Origin of the sequence: Lentzea atacamensis, assembly GCF_003269295.1 — a bacterium.
Taxonomy (GTDB): Bacteria; Actinomycetota; Actinomycetes; order Mycobacteriales; family Pseudonocardiaceae; genus Lentzea; species Lentzea atacamensis.
Map to the genome: position 1 here is coordinate 1461863 of NZ_QLTT01000001.1, position 21840 is coordinate 1483702.

Genomic DNA, 21840 nt, shown 5'->3' on the forward strand with positions numbered 1-21840 from the left:
CTTCTAGAAAGAGACGGGCACGGACAGCGGGCCGCGGAAGAACGTGTGCGTCTTCCACTGGACGTCACCGGCGAGACGCAGGGACGGCGCGCGAGTCACCAGGCCGCGCAACGCCTCCTGCAGCTCGAGCCGGCCGAGCGCCGATCCGACGCAGTGGTGCAGGCCGTAGCCGAACGCGAGGTGTCCCTGCGCGTCCCGGCAGACGTCGAGGTGGCCGGGTTTGCCGAACCGGGTCCCGTCGTGGTTGGCCGCGCCGATCGACACGAGCACCGGATCGCCTTCGCGCACGAGGTGATCGCCGACCTGGACGTCTTCCATCGCGTAGTGGGCGAACATCGCGCTGGACGCGAGCGGCACGAATCGCAGCAGCTCCTCCACGGCGTTGTCGACGAGCGACGGGTCCTCGACGAGCCGCGCGAACTGCACCGGGTGGTCGAGCAGCGTGATCAGGAAGTTCGGGATCTGCGCCGACGTCGCCTCGTAGCCGGCGACGAGGATCGCGATGCACAGCAACACGAGCTGCTGCGGCGGCAGGCCGCTCTCCGCGAACGAGCTGAGCAGGTCGTCCTTCGGGTGCTGCACCCGTTGCCCGATGAGCCCGCCGATGTACTGGGCGAGATCCTGGATCTCACGGGCCGAGTCGGTCGACATCAGGGCGTCGTTCCAGGCGCGGAACTGCTCCTGGTCCTCGACCGGCACGCCGAGCAGCTCGCAGATCACCGACACCGGGATGGGCAACGCGAAGTCCGTGACCAGGTCCGGGTCGTCCTTCTGGCGCATCTCGTCGATCAGCTGGTTCACGAGCTGCCGGACGTGCGGGCGCAGGCCTTCGACCCGGCGCGCGGTGAAGGCCTTGGCCGCGACCGAGCGGATCGCCGTGAGCTGTGGCGGGTCCATCGACACGATGCCGGCCGGCACGCGGTCGAACACCCTGGGCGCGTCCCGTTCGTGGGCGAGCGCGCGGCTGAACCGCCTGTCCCCCAGCACGAGCCGGGCTTCGGCGTGCCGGGTGACGAGCCAGGCGGGTTCGCCGTGCGGGAGCTCGACGCGGGTGAGGCCGTCGGCGTGCAGCGCCTCGGTGTACTCGGGCGCCAGGTCGAGGTTCGTGAACTCGTTGAACGGATACTTCACAGTGCTTTCCTGTCGACTTTGCCGACCGCTGTGCGGGGGAACTCGGCGACGATCCGCACCCGGTCGGGAAGCTTGAAGTCGGCCACGCCGAGGGCCTGCAGGTGTTCGACAAGATCCCGCCTGGTCGGCGCGGTGCCGTGCGGGATGACGACCGCGCAGGTGCGTTCGCCGAGGTAGGCGTCCGGCACGCCGACGATCGCGACGTCGTGCACCTGCGGGTGACCGAGCAGGAGGTTCTCGACCTCCTCGACGGGAATCTTGTCGCCGCCGCGGTTGATGACGTCCTTCTTGCGGCCGTCGACGACGAGGTTGTCGCCGACGAACTTCACGAGGTCACCGGTCCGGTAGAAACCGTCCTCGGTGAACGAGCCGTGCTCGCCGTCGAAGTACGTCGTGATCGTGTACGGGCCCTTCACCTGGAGTTCCCCGTCCACGACACGGATCTCGTCGTCCGGCGACATCGGCCGGCCCTGCGTGGTGACCTTGTCCTCCTCCGGATCGTCGAGCCTGGTGAAGTTCAGCAGCCCCTCGGCCATGCCGTAGACCTGCTGGAGGTCGCAGCCGAGTTCCGGCCTGATCCGGCGCGCGGCCTCCTCCTTGAGCCGCGAGCCGCCGACCTGCATCAGCTTCAGGCCGGTGAGCCCGCCGTGGTCCAGCCAGACCAGCGCGAGCGGCGGCACCAGCGCGGTCATCGTGACGCGTTCCCGTTCGATCAGCGGGAACGCGGTCTCGGGGTCCGCGCTGGTGGTGAGCACGACAGTGCCACCGGCGTGGAAGGTGCCGAGAACGCCGGGGCACGCCAGCGCGAAGTTGTGCGCGACGGGCAGCGCGGCCAGGTAGACGGTGTTCTCGTCGAGCCCGCAGAGCTCGGCGCTGGCCCGCAGGTTGTAGTCGTAGTCGTTGTGGGTGCGGGGAATCAGTTTCGGCAGGCCGGTCGTGCCGCCGGACAGCAGCATCAGCGCGACATCGTCCGGCTCCGGGCCTTCCAGGGCGACGGGATCGGCGCCGGGGACGTCCTCGACGCTCCCGAAGTACCGGGAAGGCTGGGCGACTTCGGTGAGGTGCTCGATCTCGGTCGTCCGGTGCTGCGGCAACGCGTAGACCGGGACAGCGCCGACGCGGAACAGGCCGAACGACAGCGCGACGAACTCCGCGATGTTCGGCAGGTGCACGATCACCCGGTCGTTCTTGCCGATTCCGTTGCCGTGCAGCCCGGCCGCGACCAGGTCCGCCCACTTGTCCAGTTCGGCGTAGGTCCACCTCCGGTCGCCGTCGACGAGTGCCGTGCGCTCCGGCCACTTCCGGGCGCTCTCGGTGAGCAGCTGCCCGAGCGTGCGGTCCCGCCAGTAGCCCTTGGCGCGGTAGTCGGTCATCGGCTGTCCTTCCTCGCGACGAACACGCGGTGGCCCAGCGCGTGCAACGGGTGGCCCTCGTGCGGCAGGTCGAGCACGAGCTCGAACTGGTTCTCCAGCGCCGCACGCCACTGGTCGTGGGTGAGGAACGTGCTGGTCTTGCGCGCGTCCGCCGGTTTCGCCATCAGGAACGCCTGCGACATCAGCACCCACGGCTCCTCGACCGTCGGCTCGCTGATGACCAACCAGCCGCCGTCGGCCAGCAGGTCCTTGAGGCGCCTGAGGGACGCGTCGGTGTCCTTGGCCGCGTTCAGCACGCCGCCCGCGATCACCACGTCGAACTCGCCGGGGTCCTGCCCGTCCGCGTCGATGTCGAACGTGCCGTACCTGTTGCCGGGAAAGCGTTTCTGCGCCTGGTCGACGAAGTACCTGGACACGTCGGTGATCAGGTAGTCGGTGAGCGGGTGGAGGTTCGGCAGCACGTGTTCCGTCGTGGCTCCGGTGCCCGCACCGATCTCGATGATCCGCAGCGGCCGGTCCAGTGCGTGCACGACCGCCGCGACGGTGGCGTGCTGGTAGCGCCCCATGACGTTCTCGCGGTACAGCGCGTCCGCGAGGTCCATCCGGCCTTCGGGGAACATCAGCGTCGTCGGATCGACCTCACCGCTGAACAGCTGCGGCAGGTGGTCGGCGCACCTCCTGGCGTAGTCGATGGTGCCGGTGCCGCCGGTGGCCGCCTGCCACGCCTCCTCCGCCTCGTCCCACGTGGCGCCTTCAGGCCTTTCGAGCGCGCGGTGCCACCGTTCGAGGACGTGTTCGTGGCGCGGCAGCACGGTCTCGATGTGCGGCAACGCTTCCCGCATCGCTCTCAGCGCCGCGTGGCTGAACGTCCTGACCGCTTCGACCGCCTTCGTCCAGTCCTGTTCCGCCGTGTGCGGTACGGGTGGTGCCTCTGTCGCATGGACGAGCTCGATCGGTGGCCACTCGATGCCGAGCTTCTCGCCGTAGTAGCGGACGCGTTCCAGGTTGCCGAGATCGGTCAGCAGTGCGTTCGGGTCGTCCGGCAGGGCTTTCAGAACCGTTGCCGGGAGGGTGATTGCCCTTGTGCGCTCGCGTTCGAGGTGGGCGAGGACCTTGGCCGGGTTCATGCGCTCCTCCTCGCGACGAACAGCTGCTGGCCGGACTCGTCCGGTGAGCTCGGCTCGGTGTCGAAACCGGCGGCCGTGAGCTCCGCGCGCCACTCGTCGGCGGTCAGGAAGATCCGTTCGCGGGTGGTCGGCGGGCCGAGCAGGAACTGCATGCCGGTCAACGTGACCGCACTGTCCTTCGTGGACTCGGTGAACAGCAGGAGGTCCGCCGCCCGGTGGATGCGTTCGAGGGTTTTGCCGATGTGGGTGGCGTTGTGCAGGACGTTACCCGCGATCACCACGTCCGCTCGTTCGGCGAAGTCCTCGTTGATGTCGAGGATCGCGGTCTGCACGCCGAACTTCTGCTCGGCGGCTCTCGTGAAGACCGTCGAGACGTCCGTGAACAGGTAGCCGCTCCGGAGGGCCTTGGCTGTCGTCAGTCCGGCTCCGCCGCCCAGTTCGAGGACGGTGGCTCCCTGCGGGATGTTGTCGGCGATCTGCTGGTTGAGGCGGTCGGTGAACACGTTGGTCTGGTAGGCGGCCAGCGCGGCCAGGACGTCGCCGTCGTGGAACAGCAGCTGCTGCACCGGGAGTTCCGCTCGGAGCAGTTGCGGCAGCTTCGCCAGGGCCTGGCGGTGGAAGCGGGCCATTCTGGGCGGGAAGCCGAGGTCGTCGTACGCCTCCTCGAACTCCAGGCCTGGTGGTGTCGGGCGTCGCCCGGACGGTCCGGTGATCGCGTTCCAGCGGTCGAGGAGCCAGCGGTACTGCGGGGCGGGGTTCTCGAACGGCAGGTGGGCCGCGATGGCTTCGGTGCAGATCTCCTCGAGGATCTGGAGCGGGGTCACAGCACGCCCTCCACCAGTTCCTCGTACGGATGGAGTTGCTCGACGATCCGCGGGTTCAGCGCTTCGGCGGCGAAGTGGCAGCCTGGTGGGATTTGGTTTTCCGCGACGGCCTTGACGGCGTGGGCCAGGACTGTGCCGGTCAGTTCGCCGTTGCCTCGGCCCTTGGCCACGACGGTGCGGTCTTCGGTCTCGACAGCCACGAGGGCGAAGGGTTCGCGGCCGGCCAGGTCCAGGCGGCTTGCCCGGCACAGGGTTTCGATCGCTTCCGGTTCGGGGAGGGTGTGGACGCGGTCGAAGGCTTTGAGAACGTGGTCGCCGGAGATCGCGCTGTACCAGTCGCCGTGGTCGAGGCCGAGGGCTTCGGCGGTGCGGCAGGCTTCCTCGTCCAGGTACGGCAGGAGGGTGACTTCGCCGGGGAGGAACGGGAGGTCGGCTCGGCGGCGGGTCGCGGCGCGGGGTTGTGGGCCGTTGCGCCAGGCGGCCAGCGGTTCGTTGGTGCCCTGGAGGAAGTCGGCAGCCGCGGTCGGGGTGAAGTGGTCGAGCACGGCCAGATAGACCGACATCGAGGTCGGGCCGCCGTCCGCGCCGTTCAGCGAGCCGATCTTGTCGGTGCTGCTGGGTAAACTGAAGATCTGGGGGTCCCCCAGGCCAGGGGACGCCTGCGAAAGCGCGCCATCGGCTTCACCGGCCTCAGACAGCCCGCACGCCCACCGCGGCAGCAGACCGGTCAGCCCGGGTTGCAACCCCGCCCCAACCACCGCGACGCGCGAGGTCTCCCAAATCGCGCCGGACGCGTCCACGTAGTCCGCCCCGGCCCGCTCCGCCGCCCGCAGCACCCGATCACCGATCGCAACCGACGGCCCGGCGCAGTTCACCACGATCCGGCACGCACGGGCGAACCCGTCCAGCGAAGCCGAGTCGCGGTAGTCCACCCCCGTCCGCCGCCCGGCGAGCAGCAACGGCCCCAACCCGAGCTCCTCCAGCACCCGGACCGCGTGCCGCCCGACATCCCCGAACGCACCCAGCACCCCGATCACGAGACCAGCCGCCAGCCCTGAGTCCGCTGCCGCTCCGTCCAGAACGCCGTGTACCGGCCACCGGCGGCCAGCAGCGACTCGTGCGTCCCGCGCTCGGCGACCCCGCCGCCGTCCAGCACGAGGATCTCGTCCGCGGCCACCACCGTCGGCAGCCGGTGCGCGATCACCAGCAGCGTCGACCGCTCGCGGAGGTTCTGCAGCGCGCCCTGCACGAACCGCTCGTTCTCCGGGTCCAGCGCCGCCGTCGCCTCGTCCAGGATCACGATCGGCGCGTCCTTCAGCACCGCCCGCGCCACGGACACCCGCTGCCGCTCACCACCGGACAGTGCCGCGCCGCCCTCGCCGACGTGCGTCTCCCAGCCTCGTGGCAGCCGCGCGACGATCTCGTCGACGCCCGCGATCCTGGCGGCTTCCCGCACCTCGTCGTCGGTCGCGTCCGGTCGGCCGACGCGGATGTTGGCCTCCAGGGTGTCCGCGAACAGGTAGACGTCCTGCATCACGATCGACAGCTGCGCCATCAGGTCCTCGGTGGACAGTGAGCGCACGTCGACGCCGCCCACCGAGACCGAGCCGCCGGAGACGTCGAAGAACCGCATGATCAGCCGGGTGATCGTGGTCTTGCCGGAACCGGACGGCCCGACGATCGCCGTCATCGTGCGCGGCGGCACGACGAAGGACACGTCCGAGAGCACCGGAGCGGTCCCGTACGCGAAGTCGACGTCGGTGAACTCGATCGAGCCCGGCGTTCGCACCGGCAAGGACGAAGGCGGCTCCGGCAAGGGCTTCTCGTCGAACAACGCGGCCAACCGGCGCAGGTCGTTGGCCGCCATCCGCAACATGCCGCTCTGCCCGGCCAGCTCCGCGAGCGGGCCGGTGAACCGCGCGACCAGCGCCAGCAGGGCGACGACCAGCACCGGTTCCAGCGGCAGCGACAGGGCGAAGAAGATCAGTGCGACGAACGCCAGCTGCACCGACAGTCCACCGGCCAGCAACCGGGGCGCGGACGACCACAGCATCGAGCCCCACGCGCGGCTCTGCTCTTCGATCGCGTCCTCCAGTGGCGGGTAGCCGTCGGTGGTGCGGCCGAACGCGCGCAGCACCTGCTGGTTCCGGGCGAACTCCACGACGCGGTTGCCGGCGAGCACGGTGGCGTCGTGCGTGCGCGTCTCGCCGATGCCGACCCAGCGCGCGGCCCAGCGGTGCACGAGCCACAGCACGGGAGCGCACAACAGCAACCCGAGGCCGAGCCGCCAGTCGAACCAGAGCACGGCCAGCGCGACGGTCAGCGGGGTCACCACGCCGGTCACGACGGGCGTGAGCATGTGCGCGGTGACGTTGGTGACCATCAACGTGCCGGAGGTCGCGCTGCGCGAGAGCTTGCCGACCTTCTCCGACGAGAACCAGCCGAGCGGCAGCCGCGCCACGTGGTCACCGAGCCGGGTGTGCAGGCTGGTGAGCGTCACCAGCGCCAGCGCGAAGCCCTTCATCGTCTGCACGTACCGGGCGACGCAGGCCAGCACGACCACCACAGCCGTGGTGATCAGCCACGACGAAACCGCTTGCCCCGTCAGCAAAGCGGTCAGCAACGGCACCAGCAACGCCATCGCCACGCCCTGCAGCACGGCGTACAGGACCAGCCAGGCCAGGTACGTCCAGACGGACCGGCGGTGCTCCGGCCCCATGATCGTCATCAGGTCCCTGATCACAGCGCCACCTCCGCGGACGCCTGCCACATGCGGGCGTACCGGCCGTCGAGAGCCAGAAGTTCCGAGTGCGTGCCGAGTTCCGCCACCCGTCCGTCGGCGAGCACGGCGATCTGCTGCGCGCCGGAAATCGTGGCGAGGCGGTGCGCGATCACGAGCACCGTACGGCCGCGGCACAACACCGACAGAGCGTCCTGAATGGACGCCTCCGACTCGGGGTCGGCGTACGCGGTGGCCTCGTCGAGCACGAGGACCGGGGTGTCGGCGAGCAACGCGCGGGCGATCGAGACGCGCTGCGCCTCACCGCCGGAGAACACCGGGTCGACCGTCTCGTACCCGTCGGGCAACGAGAGGATCTTCTCGTGGATCCGTGCGGCGACGGCGGCGGCGACCACGTCCTCCGCCGACGCGTCAGGCCGCCCGAGCCGGATGTTCTCGAAAACGGTGCCGTGCAACAGCTGCACGTCCTGCAGCACGAAACCGACCTTGCGGTACAGCACGTCCGGGGCGATGTCGCGGACGTCGACGCCACCGATCCGCACTGCGCCGGCGGAGACGTCGTAGAACCGCGGCACCAGCTTCGCGAGTGTCGACTTGCCCGCACCCGAGCCGCCCACCAGCGCGGTCACCGTGCCGGGCTCGCACACCAGCGAAACGCCGTCCAGCACCGAAGTGGACCCGTCATAGCTGAACGAGACGTCGTCGAACTCGACCAGGTGCCCGTCAGGCTCCACCGCGACAGCCGGCAACGGCAGTTCAGGCGTGTCGAGCAGGGCGACGATCCGCTCGGCGGCGGCCACGGCCCGGCGTTGCGCGGTCAGGCCGTTGTTCAACGTCAGCAGGGTGGTCGGGATGACCATCGCGACGAGCACTTCGGCGAGCAGGTCGATCGGGTCGACGGCCAGCGCGACACCACCTGCCAGGCTCACCAGCGCCACCACCGGAGCGGCCAGCGCCATGGAGGTCAGAGCTTCGAGCCGCAGGATCGGCCGAACCCAGCCCGCGTAACGGTTCCCGTACTCCCCCACGGCCTTCAGGTAACCCCGGTGTGCGCGGTTGGCCTGCCCGAACGCCTTCACGACGGCGATGCCGTGCACGAACTCCACGATCGCCGCGCTGACCTTCGCGAACCCGGAGTCGAGCTCCCGCATCTTCCCGGCGAAGCCGCGCATCATGAACGCGTAGGCGGCGAGGTAGATCGGCAGGGTGGCGACGGCCAGCAGCGCCAGCCGCCAGTCCAGCCACACCAGGTACGCGATGCCGCCCAACGGCAGCACGACCGCGCCCGTGACCTCGACGTCGTGGTGCGCCACGAGGTGATGCAGGTCCTCGATGTCGTCCTGGGCGGCCTTCCGCACGGCACCGGAGGTCGTGTCGGAGTACCAGCCGAGCGGGACCTTGCCGAGCCGCGCCACGATCCGGCGCCGCAGCAACGCCTGCAGCCGGGCGTCGGCGACGTGGGTGAGCGCCAACGCGCCGCCGTTGCAGAGGAAGCCGACGACCAGGGCCACCGCGATGATCACCGCGACACCGGTGGCGTCCTGTCCGTTGATCAGGCGGCGGCCGAGCTCGGCGATGCCGATGAACGGCACCAGGGTGGTCAGCGCGCCGACCGCGCCGAGCACCACGCCTGCCCGCGTCCACCAGACCACGGGTTTGCGGAGTTCCTGCAGAGCACTCACTGAAGTCCCTCCGCCAGATGCGCCGCGACGACGTCGACGTGCGGCGGTTCGATGACGCTGAAGTGGTTGCCCGGCACGTCGATCACCTCGAACGCGCCGACGCACGTCTGCTCCCAGAACGGCGCGGCCAGGTGCCCCACACCGGCGGTGATGCCGAAGTCCTGCTCCTCGGTGCAGCGCAGGAACTTCATGTCGCCCGCGTACGGTTCGGGGTCGAAGCGCGCGGCCTGCATGCTGTGCCGGCACACCCGGAACAGCGACGGGATCAGCTCCGGCCCGACCGGCAGCCCGGCCTGCTGAGCCGCCAGCGCCGTGTACTCGGCCAGGCGCTCGTCCTGGGTCAGCGAGTGCCGTCGGCGCACCGCTTCGGCGACCGGCGCGAACTCGCCGGTCAGCGCGGCCATCGCACCGGCCGGGACGTTGCGGTCGTGGTCTGCCATGAGCTTCTCGATGGCCCGGTATACCAGGCCGGCGTCCACATCGGACCCGAACACCGCGGCCACCGGGTCGAGGCCGAGGTTCGGGGCGAAGATCGCCTCGAACGCCAGCTCCTCGCCGGTTTCGATGAACATCGGGATGCTGTCGACGAGGGTCAGGTCAGCGACGTCGACGCCGCGTTCCAGCAGCCGCCGCGCGACCTCGGTGGCGAGCAGGCCGCCGAGGCAGTAGCCGACGAGCTGGAACCGGGTGTGGCCCTCGTCGAGGAGACGTTGCGCGTACTCGTCGGCGATGCGCGGGATGAGCTCCCGTGGCGCGATCTTGAGGTACTCCTCGGCGTCCGCGACCGCGACGCCGATGACCGGGCCGAGGTTCTGCGCGGCCAGTGCGTTGCCCAGCGAGTGGAAGTAGTCCATGGTGCCGAGCGCCGCGTGGAACATCACCCGCGTGGTCTCGCCCTCGCCGCCGAACGGCACGAGCAGCGTGTTTCCCCGTTGCACGGCAACGGGTTCTTCCTCGACCGCGGTGCGCAGGGCACGGGCCAGCGCGGACACAGTCGGCTCGTTGAGCATCTGGCGCAGCAGCGTGTCGTAGGCGAACGGTGCCGCTTCCGGGACCTCCTCGCGAAGTTTGCCCGCGACGCGCGCCAGGATCAGCGAGTCGGCGCCGCGGTCGTAGAAGTTGTCGTCACGGCCGATGCTCGCGAGTCCGAGCGCATCGGCCCACAGTGCGCACAGCCTGCCTTCCAGCTCGTCCGGAGCACTGGACACCGCTTCCGCTTCGGGCTGCGTGACCTGCCACCGCACGAGCTCCTTGCGGTCGACCTTGCCGTTCCCCGTGAGCGGCAACGCGTCCACGATCTGCACGACCGGCACCATGTGGCCGGGCAGGCGGTCCGCGACGAACCTCGTCAGCTCGTCGGCCCGCACCGGCTTGCGGTCGGTCTTGAAGCGCGCGGCGAACACGTGCATGTCGTGCGGCGCCAGGACGTGGTCCGGTTCTGGCAGGCACAGCACCTCGTGACCGCCGGCCGCGTCGATGATCTCCAGCCATTCCGCGCGGGTCGTGAACGACCTGGGCTGCATCATGAAACCCTGCGTGAGCAGGATGTGCGGCAGGTCGGCCGTGGGCTCGGTGAAGATCAGCCAGCCGCCGGGCGCGAGCAGGTCGACGGCGGTGCGCAGCGCCTCCGCCGGCTCCCGGGTCGAGTTGAGGACGCCCGCGCACAGGACGACGTCGAACGAGTTCGGCGCGAGGCCCTGGGCGCGGTGGTCCTGGTCGATGTCGAACACCGCGAACCGCGCCTCGAACCGCTGTTTGGCCTCGGCGAGGAAGAACGGCGTGACGTCGGTGTAGAGGTAGTCGACGTCGAACCCGGCCAGCAGCGGCTGCACGGCCTCCGTCGTCGAGCCGGTGCCCGCGCCGACCTCCAGAACCCGCAACGTGCCCTCGTGGGCGGCGGCGATGCGGTTCATCAGCGCGGCGACGGAGTGGTTGAGGTAGCGGGAGATCTCGTCGTCGCGGTAGATCGCGCGAGCGGTGTCCAGGCCGCCCTCGGGGAACAGCAGCTCGAACGGGTTCTGCTCGCCGTTCAGCAGCGCGTGGATCCGTTCGACGTGGTCCAGGTGGTAGCGGACGAACGCCTCGGACGCCTTGACGTCGTCCCAAGTCGCGTCGCCACCGGCCAGCGCGTGCCATTTGCGCACGAGCCAGCGGTGGCGTTCGTGCACACCCGGCAGGATCTCTTCGAGCGAGCCGCCGCGTTCCTCCAGCGCGAGGCGCATCGACGCCCTGGCGGCGGCGTGCAGGGCGACCGGGTCGCTGCTGCCGTCGACCTGGCGTTCGGCGAAGCGCTTCACCGGTTCGACGTTGAGCGGTTCCGGCGCGGTGGTGCGGGCCGTCTCGACGAAGCCGAGCAGCGCGTCACCCGCGACCACGACGGCCGCGCCACCCACGCTCGGGTGGCCGGCCAGCGTCGCCTCGATCTCACCCAGCTCGACGCGATGGCCGCGGATCTTGACCTGGGTGTCCTCGCGGCCGAGGAACTCGATCTCGCCGCCGGGCAGGTAACGGCCGAGGTCACCGGTGCGGTAGAGCCGTTCGCCGCCAACCGTCACGAACTTGCGCGCGGTCAGCTCCTCGTCGCCGAAGTAGCCGGTGGCGAGGCCGGCGCCGCTGATGCACAGCGAGCCCGATGTCCACACGGGACAGTCTTCGTCCTGCTCGTCGAGCACGCGGAAGCCCTGGTTGGTGAGCGGGCGGCCGTACGGGATGCTGACCCAGTCCGGTGCCACGCGCTCGATCCGGTGGTAGATGGACCAGATCGCGGCTTCGGTCGCACCACCGAGGCTGATCAGCTCCGCGTCCGGTGCCAGCGGCTTCAGCTGCGCGGGCAGGGTGACCGGGATCCAGTCGCCGGACAGCAGCACCAGGCGCAGCGACGTCAGGTCGCCCTTCTCGGACTCCAGGTAGTTCGCGACCATCTGCAGCTGGGCGGGCACCGAGTTCCACACCGTGACGCCGTGGTCGTGGACCAGCTCTGCCCAGTGCGACGGGTCGCCCGGCCGGTCGGCACGCGGCATCACGAGAGTGCCACCCGCCGCGAGCACGCCGAAGACGTCGTAGACGCTCAGATCGAAACCCAGTTGCGCCAACGCGAGCACGCGGTCGTTCCCGGTGACCGCGAACCTGCGGTTGATGTCCTCGATGGTGTTCTGGGCGGCCCGGTGCGTGATCATCACGCCCTTCGGGTCGCCGGTCGAACCGGACGTGTAGATCACGTACGCCAGCTGGTCCGGATCGCCTTCGACGGCAGGGACTTCGGCTTCCGGCACGTCGGTCAGCCAGTCCGCGTCGATCACCGTGCGGATGCCGGAGAGCATCTTCTCCCGGCGTGGCAACGGTTGGGTGGTGTCGACCGGCACGTACGCACCACCCGCGAGCAGGATGCCGAGCACCGCGACAACCTGGTCCGGGCCCTTGTCCAGCACCACAGCGACGCGTTCGGCGGGTTCGACGGTGAGCTTGGCCGCGACGCCGGCGGCGCGGCGGGCGAGTTCGCCGTAGGTGTGGCTGCCGGCGATGGCTTCCTTCTCCGGGATGCGTTGCGCCTGGGCGAAGAAACCCTCGTGCAGCAACGCGTCGGACAGTGGTGCCCTGGTGTCGTTGACGCGGGCGCGTTCCTCGGCCTGGTGCCGGGGCAGCGGAACCGGGCTGGTGCTCTGCCAGGCCTCGTCGGTGGTCGCCAGCTCGGTGAGCAGCGTGGTGAAGGCCTGGAACATGTCCTCGACGAGGCCGTCCGGGTAGATGCCCTCGCGGACGTCCCAGTTGATCTGCAGGCCGTCCGGGCCGTCGGTGACCTGGCAGTCCAGGAACACCTGCGGGGTCTGCGTGATTCCCTCCCCCGCCTGGCGGCCGCCGAGGCCGATGCCGCTGGTGAACACGACGGGCATGAGCGCGGCGTCGCGACCCTTGCGGCGGGCGATCTCGCGGACCACCTCGACGCCGGAGAACAGCCGGTGGTCGAGGTCGTCGAACAGCTGCGCCCCGATCTGCTTCGCCTGCTCGGCGAACGTGCCCCGCTGGGTGACCGCGAGGAGGCTGACGCTGGTGAAGTCGCCGACGAGCCGGTCGACCTGAGGGTGCAGCGGTGTGCGGTTGAGCAGGGTCAGGTTGATGCTGAACTCGCTCTTGCGGGACCACTTGCGCAGCACTGCGGCGTAGGCGGCGAGCACGGCGGACGATGGCGTGACGCCGTGCCACGTCGTGCGGCTGGTGAACTCGTCCCAGTCGCGCAGCGTGGTGCTGAGGCGGCGGAATCTCGGCGGGCCAGGGGTTTCCTTCGTCGGCAGGTCGGGTGCGGCGGGCAGCGCGTCGAGGCGGCCGAGCCAGTACTCGCGGTCGCGGCGGTAGCGGCTGGTGTCGCGCAGGCCGCGTTCGGCGAGCAGGTAGTCCCGGAAGGTGATGTCCAGCGGCTCCAGGGGTTCGTCGTTCAGGAGCGCGTCGAGCTCGGTGAGCAGAACCGTGGCGCTGGCCCAGTCGGCGATCAGCGAGTCCATCGAGATGTGCAACTTGTTCTCGCTGACCCGCAGGTCGTGCAACGGCCACTGATCCGTCTCGTACGTGCGGTGCGCCATCTCCGCGCGGGCCGTTTCCACGTCCGTCTCGCGGACCCGCAGCCGGGGCGCCTCGGGGAGGACGTGCTGATAGCCGTCGCGTTCGACGACAGCACGGAGCATGTCGTGGCGCTCGATCAGCTGGTTCCAGGCGTCCTCGATCCGCCGCGCCTCGACGCCCGGCATCTCGACCTCGAGGTAGCCGTGGCAGCCGACACCGCCGTAGCCGAACTCGTTGTTGCGGCCCAGCAGGTACGCGGTCTGCACGTCGGTGAGCGGGAACGGCTCGTGGCGGTTCTCCGGGTCGGGCTTGACCTCCGGCTGAGCGAGCAGCTCGATGATCCCGGCCTTGTTCGCCTTGAGGGCCTGCTTGTGTTCCTCGGTGAGCACGCCGCGCGGCGCGCGGAACCGCAGCTGCCCGTCCTCGGTCCACAGCTCGACCCCGAGCTCGCGGAGACGCGCGACGATCTCGTGTGTGCTCATTTCGCTCCCAGCTCGAAGACTCTGTCCGAAGTGGACTCGACCACGCCGGCGTCGTGCGTGATCAGCACGACCGCGAGGCCGAGTTCCGCGCGCAGTTCGTTGATCAGCCCGAGGACCTGCGCCTGCGTGCCCGCGTCCAGCGCCGACGTGACCTCGTCGCAGATGACGACGTCCGGCCGCGCCGCGAGCGCCCGCGCCAGCGCCACCCGCTGCCGCTGCCCGCCGGAGAGCTGGTGCGGATACCGTTCCGCGATCCCGGGTTCCAGCCGCACCGCTGCCAGCGCTTCCTCGACGTCCGGCCCGCACCGGCTGATCGAGGCGCGGACGGTGTGCATCGGGTGCAGCGCCTCGGCGGGGTTCTGCGCGACCCAGCCGATGCTGCCGTTGATCTCGATCCGGCCGCCGCTCGGCTGGTGCAGGCCGACGAGGCACCGGGCCAGCGTGCTCTTGCCGGCCCCGGACGGCCCGACCACCGCGAGGCACTCGGACCTGCGGACGTCGAAGTCGATCGCGTCGATGATCGTGCGCTTGCCGTGCCTGGCGGTGAGGTTCGTGGCCCGCAGCACCACGTCACCGATCTCGATGCGCGGCCTGCTCAGCTCCGGCACCTGCGTGTCGGCGAGCGTGATCACCCTGTCCACCAACGGCTTCACCGTGTCGACGTCGTGACTGATCCACAGCAGCGCCACCCCCTGCTCCCGGATCCGCTCGATCTCCCCGAGCACCTCGGCCTTCGCCCGCGGATCCAGCGCCGTCGTCGGCTCGTCCAGCACGAGCAGCTTCGGGTCGCGCGCGAGGGCGATCGCGAGCACCACCCGTTGCTGCTGCCCGCCCGACAGCTGATGCGGGTACCGGCTGCCGAGCTCATCCGGCAGCCCGACCCGGCGCAGCAGATCCGCGCTGACGACCTTGCCGATCCTCCGGTACGGGTTGAGCGCGACACCGGGATCCTGACCGACGTACCCGGCCACGCCGTTGAGCGCGACCCGGCCGGACTCCCGGGTGACGCCCGGCCTCAGGTGCCCGAGCACGGACAGCGCCAGCGTCGTCTTGCCGCACCCGGACGGCCCGACGAGCGCCACGGCCTCGCCTTCCGCGATGCTGAGGTGCGCGTCCTCGACGACCCTGCGCCCACCGGCGACCAGGGTCAGTCCTTCGATCTCGACGAGTGTCATGCCCGCCCCCGGACGCGGTCGGCGAAGATGTTGGCGGACACGGCGATCAGCGCGATCCCGATGACGGGAGCCAGCAACGCCACCGGTTGCAGGGCGGCGCCCGGAAGGGCTTCGACCACGAGCAGCCCCCAGTCGGACGACGTGGTGCTGAGCCCGAGGAACCCCGCGGCCGCCACGAGGTAGACCGCCATGACGAACCGGAGCCCCAGATCCGCGAGCACGGTCGTGCCGATCAACGGCAGCACCTCGCGGCTGAGGATCCAGGCCGTGGTCTCGCCGCGAACCTTCGCGTGCTCGACGTGAGCCTTGCCGATCACCTGGGCCGCGGCGGCGTGCACGACACGCGCCGACAGCGGCACGCTCGCGAGCGCCACCGCGAGGACGATCCCGGCCCGGTTGGGCATCGCGGTCAGGATGAGCAGCAGGACGAGGATGCTCGGTACGGCGGCGACCGCGTCCCACGGCCGCATGACGAACGGGCGCCACCAGGCCGCGATCAGGCCGATCACCGTGCCGATGCCGGTGCCGAGCGCGGCCGCGGCGAGGCTGGTGAGGACCATCGGACGGCCACCGTGCAGGAGGCGGGAGAGGACGTCCCGGCCCAGGTGGTCGGTCCCGAACAGGCCTTGGGAGGAGTAGGGAAGCCCGACCACGTCCGTTGCGGCGTGAGGTGCCAGTTCTGGTGCGATCAGGATGAGGGCGAGGAGGCCGAGCAACCACCACCGGCCGAGGCCACGCGCCAGCCAACGCCGCCGTGACACCGTGGCCTGCCCGTCCCGGCTCACCGCGCCACCCGCAACCGCGGCGTCAGCACCACGACCGCCCAGTCCGCGAGCACCAGCGCGGCCAGCATCGCCGCCCCGATGATGAGCACCAGCGCCTGCACCACCGGCAGGTCACCGGTCTGCACCGACGACACCAGCAACTCCCCGATCCCCGGATACCCGAACACCTTTTCCACCAGCACCGCCCCGCCCACGAACCCGACGCCGGTCACCAGCCACACCTGCACCGCCACCGGCAGCACCGCGGGCAGCACGGCCTGCCGCAGCACGAGACCCGGCGAAGCACCGTTGAGCCGCATGAACTCCACGTGCGGCGAGGCCAGCACCCCGATCGCCGACGAACGGATCACCCGCACCGCGTAGGCGAGTCCGACCAGCAGCAACGACAACACCGGCAGCACCAGCACCGAAGGCGTCGACAGCGGTGAAGCACCAACCGGCACCAGCGACACGGCAGGCAGCCACCGCAACGACACCGCGAACACCAGCACCAGCAACCCGGCGACCACGAACTCGGGCACCGACACCAGCAGCAACGCCCCGAGAGAGATCACCCGGTCCGCCGAACGGCGCCAGGCCGCCCACACCGCGAGCCCGAACGACAACGGCACCAGCAACACCAGCGTCACAAGGCTGAGCAACACCGAGTTGCCGACCCGGTCGGACAGCATGTCGGTCACCGGCCGGCCAGAGGCCGAAACCCCGAGATCGCCTTGCACCACACCGAGAACCCACGAGCCGTAGCGCTCCAGCACCGGCCGGTCCAGGCCGAGGTGTGCGCGCACCTCGGCGATCCGCGCGGGCGAGGCGGTGGCCCCGAGCCGCGCGGTGACCGGGTCGCCCGGCAGCAGGTCGACGCCGACGAACACGGCGAACGACAGCAGCACCAGCAACCCCAGGCTGGACAGCAGCTTTCTCACGCCAGACCGGCCTTGCCCAGGTAGGGGTACTTGGGCTGGTCCCGCACGTCGACGCCCGCGACCTCACGGCGCGCCAGCGACAGCACGTCGGCCAGGCCCCAGACCACGGTGTTGCCGCGGTCGTACATGACGTTCTGCGCGGTCTCCCAGGCAGACGCGCGCTCGGCCTCGGACGCGGAGGCGATCGCGCGACCGAACGCCTCGTCGAACTCCTTGTCCCCCAGCGCAAGCGGCGGGAAGCCGCTGATCCGGCCGTAGATCACGGCCAGCGCCGAGGGCCCGCTGGAGAACGCCACCGCGTCCGCAGCCGCCACCGCGGCGGGCTCGAAGAACTCCGCCGGCCCCACGATCTGCGGCTTGACCGTCAGCCCGATCTCCTTGAGCTGCTCGGCGACGAGCTGCGTCGAGGCGTTGTAGCCGATCTCCCACTCCGCCGACCGGAACGTCACGGAAGCACCGGACAAACCTGCCTCGGACAGCAGTTTGCGCGCCTGGTCGACATCGCGCTTCAACGGCTCACGTGCCGTGAAGTACTTGGCACCGGCGCACAACAGGTCGTTGCCCACCGCGCCGTACCCGAGCAGCACCGAGTTGACCAACGCGGAACGGTCGATGCCGAGCCGCACCGCGCGACGAGCCCGCGGGTCGTTGAACGGCGCCTTGGTCGCGTTCAGCACGAACCCGAAGCTGGTGCGGGCGGCGGGACCCGCGGTCCGCACCTCGAAGCCAGGCACGCCCGTCTTGGCCGTGGTGAACGGGATGTCGCCCGCGAAGTCCGCCTGCCCGGTCGACACCGCGTTCACCTTCGCGGCCGGATCGCTCAACGACAGCAGCACCAGCGAGTCCGCGGGCGACGACCCGCCCCAGTGCCCGTCGAACCGCTCCAGCCGCGCTTCCCGCCCGGCCTCGAACGCGGTCACCCGGAACGGGCCGGTGCCGACGGCGGAGGCACCGGTGAAGCCGCTGGGCACGATCTTCGCGGGGAAGGCGGCGAGGAACAGCGCCGGATCCCCGACGGCCCGGGTCGTGGGCACCACCAGGGTCAGCGGATCGACGACCCGGACGTTCGCGACGTCGAAGAAGGCACCGAGCTGCGTCGGATACGGCCGGTCCGGCGAGCACATGTACTTCAGGCTGTACTCGACATCGGACGCCGTGAACGCCTTGCCGTCGTGCCACTTCACGTCCGGCCGCAGCTTCAGCTCGAACGACGACGGGCCCGGCGTGGCCGACAACGCCAGCGCGGGCTCGACCGCGGCACCGCGCAGTGCGAACAGCGCGTCGTAGATCACGTCGTTGCGCACGAAGTCCACCGGCGAGCCGCCCGCGAACGGGTCGATGCTCTCGGCGGCCCCGCCACCGGTGAAGACAGCGCGCAGAACACCGCCACGCCTGGCTTCCACCACGGCGTTCTGGACGGGAGCCGCACCGGGCGCGCCACCGCAGGCGGTCAGCAGGGCACCGACGCCGGCCAGGCGCAGCACGTCACGACGGTTGAGCGACATCACAGGTCCTCGTCTTCGGCCAGCACGGTGATGCCGTGCAACAGGGATGGGTCAAGGGGGCGAGCAAGCCCGGCCAGGCGGATCGCGCGCACCCGCGTCACCGGTCCGGGAGAAACCTCGAACACCGGGTCACCGGCGACGATCCGGTCGAACACCGGGCGATCGGCCGGTGCCACGTCCATCACCACGCGCACCAGCTCGGACGCGCCGTTCGGGTGCGAGATCGACGCCGGGTGCTGCGGCGGGTCGTACGGCGTCACCAGGAACGGCACGGACGGGTTGCGCGGATAGGCGAACGAGAACCGGATCCCGTCCCGTTCCCACGGCACCACCTTCCCGATCGGCACCCCGACCGACGAAGGCTGGTCCACGAGCACAGCGACGTCGCAGAACCCCTCACCGGCCACCGCCCAGCCCGCCATGCGCGTCCCGGAGCCCTTGCCCCAGAACAGGTTCAGCGGAACCCGCGAGAACCGGGCACCGGCGGGCGTGGTCACCAGCTCGATGATCGGCCCCTTGGCGAACCACACGTGGGCGTGGCGCGCCGAAGCGGGCTTCACCTCGAAGCCCAGCGCGCGGAAGTCGGCCGCGGCGCGATCGAGCGACGCCACCTTCACCAGCACATGACTGCAGCTCACGACACCGCCAAGATCTCGTCGAGGGGAATGACTCCGGGTTCGGACGGCCTGATCAGGGCAGGCATGCCGAGCAGAGCGCTCAGCTCCCGCCACGCGGTCGACACGCTCAGCGCCCACTGCCGTCCCGCCGGGTTGTGCAGGTCTGCCAGCGCCCGCGAAACAGCCTCCGGCCACAACTTCGCGAACACGTCCACATAGGACACTGCGTTACCGAGCACGACCACGTTCGGCGTCGCCAGCCGCGGGTCGTCCATGATCAGCCGACCGGCGGAGTCGCGCGGCGAGTGCAGCCGCGGGTTCCACAGCACCGGCCCGTGCGTGTCGGCGAGCTCCAGCACCCCGCCCTCGCAGCCGATCGTGATGCGGTGCAGGAAGAACGAGTGGTTGTCCGGATCCTCCGGATGCACCTCGTTCTGCACCCGCAACGTCAGCGGGATGCCGCCGATCCGCCCGTGCAGGCTCACGAACGGCCCGCCGGAGGACACCGGCCCGAACTCCCACGGCCGCAACCCGGCGATCCGGCCGAGCACGTCGATCAACGGGTACAGCACCTGGCTGTTGCAGGCCGCGTCGATGAACTCGATCCGCTGGTGCTTCTGCAGCACCTCGGCCACCGCGAGGAACTTCCGCACCGGCCCCAGGTTCGGGTACAGCGTGTTCACCGCGTAGGAAACTCCGGCGGTGCGGGCCTCGCGCAACAACGAAGCGATCTCGTCCGCGTGCACCGGATGCTCCTGCAACACGTGCACGCCACGCTTCAGGAACGACCGCGCGATCTCCGTCCCCGGCCCGCCCAACGCCCCGGACTTCAGGACCACGCAGGCGACATCGACGTCCGGAACCTCGTCGACCGAGGTATACAGCGGTACTCCACGAGCAGCGGCGAGCTGCTCCGAGTACGCACTCCCCCGCGCCAGGATCCCCACGAGATCGGAACCCACCGCATCCAGGTAGATGCGGCCGAAAGACGTACCGGCGACGACTACGCGCACGACGGCACCAGGAACCGGGAGACGCTGCGCAGCTTCTCGACCGTCTCCTCCAGCTCGCGCTCGGGCGTCGACTGCGCCACGATCCCCGCGCCCGCCCGCAACCACGTCTCACCATCGCGCCGGAACACGCTGCGCAGCACCAGAGCCGCGTCCAGCGACCCGTCCGCGTCGATCCGCACCACCGCGCCGCTGTAGAGCCCGCGCTCCGGTTCGACCCTGCCGATCAACGAGCACGCCTCGGCCTTCGGGATGCCCGACGCCGTCACCGCGGGGAACAACGCGGCCAGCGCGTCCCACGGCGAACGGCCCGGTGCCAGCAGCCCGGTGACCTCGGACGCGAGGTGCTGCACGCTGCCGCGTTCCTTGACGGACATGAAGTCCGCGACCTTCACCGACCCGTGCCCGCACACGCCCGTCAGCTCGGCGGCCGCGAGCCGCACGGAGATCGCGTGCTCGAAGACCTCCTTGGCGTCGCGGTAGAGCTCCTCACGCCGCGCCACGTCGAACACCGCGTCGTTCACCAACGCCCGAGTGCCGGCCAGCGGTTGCGTGATCACCTCACCGAGGCCGTCGACACTGGCCACGACCTCGGGACTGAAGCCGAGCGCCTCCCAGCCGCCGAGCCGCAGCAGGAACGACCGCGCCGGGTCGTTGCCGCGCCGGCCCGCCAGGTAGGTCGCGGGGAAGTCGAGGTCGGCGGGCAGCGGCACGACCCGTGACAGGATCACCTTCTCCAGCAGCCCGGCCCGGATGTCCGCGACGGCGGCGGCGACAGCGGCCCGGTAGTCGTCGGCGCCGCACGTCTCGATCGGCGCCTGCACCCGTTCCCCGCCGACGACCAGCGGCGCGACGGAAGCGAGGCGTTTCTCCAGCAGCAGAAGGGATTCCTCGTCCACCGAGCGCAGCAACGCGCTGCCGTCGCCGAACCGGATCTCGTCCCGCGGCACCGCGAGGTAGCCGGTGCGCTCGAACGTGACCCACCCGTAGGCCGTGCGCCCGTGGAACGCGGCCAGCTCGCCGAACCCGCCGGAGACGGTCTCCGCCTCACCTTCGGCGAACCACACCGCACCCCGGTCCTCGTAGACCACGTGCGGCTCGACACTCGCGCGCGCCAGCGCCGCGGCTGTCTCCAGCGGGTCGGCCGTCCAGGGGACGCGCCGCTCAGACGTTCTCAAGGTCCCTCATCTCCAGGGTGGCTGCAACGATGCTCAACAGAGCGTCCACTTCGGACACCAGGTAGAAGTGCCCGCCGGGCAGCACGTGCCGCGCGAACGGACCGGACGTGAACCGCGCCCAGTCACCGGCCTGCTCGGGCGTCACCTCGCTGTCGGCCGAACCGAGCACCGCGGTGATCGGACAGCTCGGCAACGGGCCGGAGCGGTACGCGTAGGTCTCGGCGATGCGGAAGTCCGCGCGAATCGGTGGCAGAAACACAGATCGGGCCTCGGGTTCGGCCAGCAGCGCGCCGTCCGTGCCGCCCAGCCGCACGATCTCGCCGACGAGCTCGGCGTCCGGAAGCTGGTGCACCCGGCCGTTCTCGCGGCCGTCCGGCGCCTGCCTGCCGGAAACGATCAGGTGAACGGGCGGTGTCCCGTAGCGGTGTTCCAGCACGCGCGCCGCCTCGAACGCGGTGATCGCCCCGAGGGAGTGCCCGAACAGGACCAGCGGCTTGTCCTTCGGCACCGCTTCCGCCACGGCCCGAGCCAGTTCCGGAACGCTTGCGGCACAAGGATCTCCGATGCGATCAGCGCGGCCGGGGTACTGCACGGCGTGCACCTCGGCCGGCAACGCGCCCCACCCGTGGAAGAAGCTCGCCGATCCTCCGGCGTGTGGCAGGCACACGATCCGCACTGCGGCGCGCGGCCGAGGCGCGCGGCAACGCAGCCAGGTTTCACTCTTCACGAAACAGCCC

16 protein-coding genes are annotated in these 21840 nt (G+C 70.4%); all 16 read right to left on the bottom strand.

All coding sequences use genetic code 11. From position 1 onward, the window contains the following. Positions 1 to 3: 3 nt before the first annotated feature. The 16 genes from C8D87_RS06930 to C8D87_RS07005 are packed head-to-tail and all read right to left on the bottom strand — an operon-like array spanning position 4 to position 21830. Positions 4 to 1131 (bottom strand): cytochrome P450, encoded by a 1128-nt coding sequence (locus tag C8D87_RS06930; RefSeq protein WP_112225949.1) that lies wholly within the window; start codon positions 1129 to 1131, stop codon positions 4 to 6. Next, positions 1128 to 2504, bottom strand: a complete 1377-nt coding sequence (locus C8D87_RS06935) for a (2,3-dihydroxybenzoyl)adenylate synthase (RefSeq protein ID WP_112225950.1) — start codon at positions 2502 to 2504, stop codon at positions 1128 to 1130. Before C8D87_RS06935 ends, C8D87_RS06930 begins: the two co-directional genes overlap by 4 nt. Beyond that, positions 2501 to 3631 (bottom strand): class I SAM-dependent methyltransferase, encoded by a 1131-nt coding sequence (locus C8D87_RS06940; RefSeq protein ID WP_112225951.1) that lies wholly within the window; start codon positions 3629 to 3631, stop codon positions 2501 to 2503. Before C8D87_RS06940 ends, C8D87_RS06935 begins: the two co-directional genes overlap by 4 nt. After that, positions 3628 to 4455 carry a class I SAM-dependent methyltransferase gene (locus C8D87_RS06945; RefSeq protein WP_112225952.1) on the bottom strand — a complete coding sequence of 276 codons (828 nt, stop codon included), beginning with the start codon at positions 4453 to 4455 and terminating at the stop codon, positions 3628 to 3630. The genes C8D87_RS06940 and C8D87_RS06945 overlap by 4 nt, the downstream gene beginning before the upstream one ends. Next, positions 4452 to 5492, bottom strand: a complete 1041-nt coding sequence (locus tag C8D87_RS06950) for a saccharopine dehydrogenase family protein (protein ID WP_112225953.1) — start codon at positions 5490 to 5492, stop codon at positions 4452 to 4454. Before C8D87_RS06950 ends, C8D87_RS06945 begins: the two co-directional genes overlap by 4 nt. Then, on the bottom strand, positions 5489 to 7198 hold the full coding sequence (locus C8D87_RS06955; protein ID WP_112226313.1) for an ABC transporter ATP-binding protein: 1710 nt from the start codon (positions 7196 to 7198) through the stop codon (positions 5489 to 5491). Before C8D87_RS06955 ends, C8D87_RS06950 begins: the two co-directional genes overlap by 4 nt. Continuing rightward, a complete protein-coding gene (locus tag C8D87_RS06960) occupies positions 7195 to 8877 on the bottom strand; it encodes an ABC transporter ATP-binding protein (RefSeq protein WP_233441947.1) in 1683 nt (560 codons plus the stop codon). Before C8D87_RS06960 ends, C8D87_RS06955 begins: the two co-directional genes overlap by 4 nt. Next, positions 8874 to 13913, bottom strand: coding sequence for a non-ribosomal peptide synthetase (locus C8D87_RS06965; protein WP_112225954.1), 5040 nt, complete (start codon positions 13911 to 13913; stop codon positions 8874 to 8876). Before C8D87_RS06965 ends, C8D87_RS06960 begins: the two co-directional genes overlap by 4 nt. Next, a complete protein-coding gene (locus tag C8D87_RS06970; RefSeq protein WP_112225955.1) occupies positions 13910 to 15088 on the bottom strand; it encodes an ABC transporter ATP-binding protein in 1179 nt (392 codons plus the stop codon). Before C8D87_RS06970 ends, C8D87_RS06965 begins: the two co-directional genes overlap by 4 nt. After that, positions 15085 to 15873: an ABC transporter permease gene (locus tag C8D87_RS06975; RefSeq protein ID WP_233441949.1), complete on the bottom strand. Its 789-nt coding sequence runs from the start codon at positions 15871 to 15873 to the stop codon at positions 15085 to 15087. Before C8D87_RS06975 ends, C8D87_RS06970 begins: the two co-directional genes overlap by 4 nt. Beyond that, positions 15870 to 16793, bottom strand: a complete 924-nt coding sequence (locus C8D87_RS06980) for an ABC transporter permease (protein ID WP_112225956.1) — start codon at positions 16791 to 16793, stop codon at positions 15870 to 15872. Before C8D87_RS06980 ends, C8D87_RS06975 begins: the two co-directional genes overlap by 4 nt. After that, positions 16790 to 18298: an ABC transporter substrate-binding protein gene (locus C8D87_RS06985; protein WP_112225957.1), complete on the bottom strand. Its 1509-nt coding sequence runs from the start codon at positions 18296 to 18298 to the stop codon at positions 16790 to 16792. The genes C8D87_RS06980 and C8D87_RS06985 overlap by 4 nt, the downstream gene beginning before the upstream one ends. Continuing rightward, entirely contained in the window at positions 18298 to 18936 is a 639-nt protein-coding gene (locus C8D87_RS06990; RefSeq protein ID WP_112225958.1) for a VOC family protein, read from the bottom strand. Before C8D87_RS06990 ends, C8D87_RS06985 begins: the two co-directional genes overlap by 1 nt. Then, positions 18933 to 19928: a Gfo/Idh/MocA family oxidoreductase gene (locus C8D87_RS06995; protein ID WP_112225959.1), complete on the bottom strand. Its 996-nt coding sequence runs from the start codon at positions 19926 to 19928 to the stop codon at positions 18933 to 18935. Before C8D87_RS06995 ends, C8D87_RS06990 begins: the two co-directional genes overlap by 4 nt. Further along, positions 19919 to 21103 carry a salicylate synthase gene (locus C8D87_RS07000; protein ID WP_112225960.1) on the bottom strand — a complete coding sequence of 395 codons (1185 nt, stop codon included), beginning with the start codon at positions 21101 to 21103 and terminating at the stop codon, positions 19919 to 19921. Before C8D87_RS07000 ends, C8D87_RS06995 begins: the two co-directional genes overlap by 10 nt. Continuing rightward, the gene (locus tag C8D87_RS07005; RefSeq protein ID WP_233441950.1) at positions 21090 to 21830 is read right to left on the bottom strand and encodes a thioesterase II family protein; all 741 of its coding nucleotides are present in this window, start codon (positions 21828 to 21830) and stop codon (positions 21090 to 21092) included. Before C8D87_RS07005 ends, C8D87_RS07000 begins: the two co-directional genes overlap by 14 nt. Between the last annotated feature and the right edge of the window lie 10 nt (positions 21831 to 21840).

Coding starts and splice junctions, on each gene's coding strand:
- C8D87_RS06935 (WP_112225950.1), bottom strand. CDS start 2,504: ATGACCGACTACCGCGCCAAGGGCTACTGGCGGGACCGCACGCTCGGG.
- C8D87_RS06940 (WP_112225951.1), bottom strand. CDS start 3,631: ATGAACCCGGCCAAGGTCCTCGCCCACCTCGAACGCGAGCGCACAAGG.
- C8D87_RS06965 (WP_112225954.1), bottom strand. CDS start 13,913: ATGAGCACACACGAGATCGTCGCGCGTCTCCGCGAGCTCGGGGTCGAG.
- C8D87_RS06970 (WP_112225955.1), bottom strand. CDS start 15,088: ATGACACTCGTCGAGATCGAAGGACTGACCCTGGTCGCCGGTGGGCGC.
- C8D87_RS06985 (WP_112225957.1), bottom strand. CDS start 18,298: ATGTCGCTCAACCGTCGTGACGTGCTGCGCCTGGCCGGCGTCGGTGCC.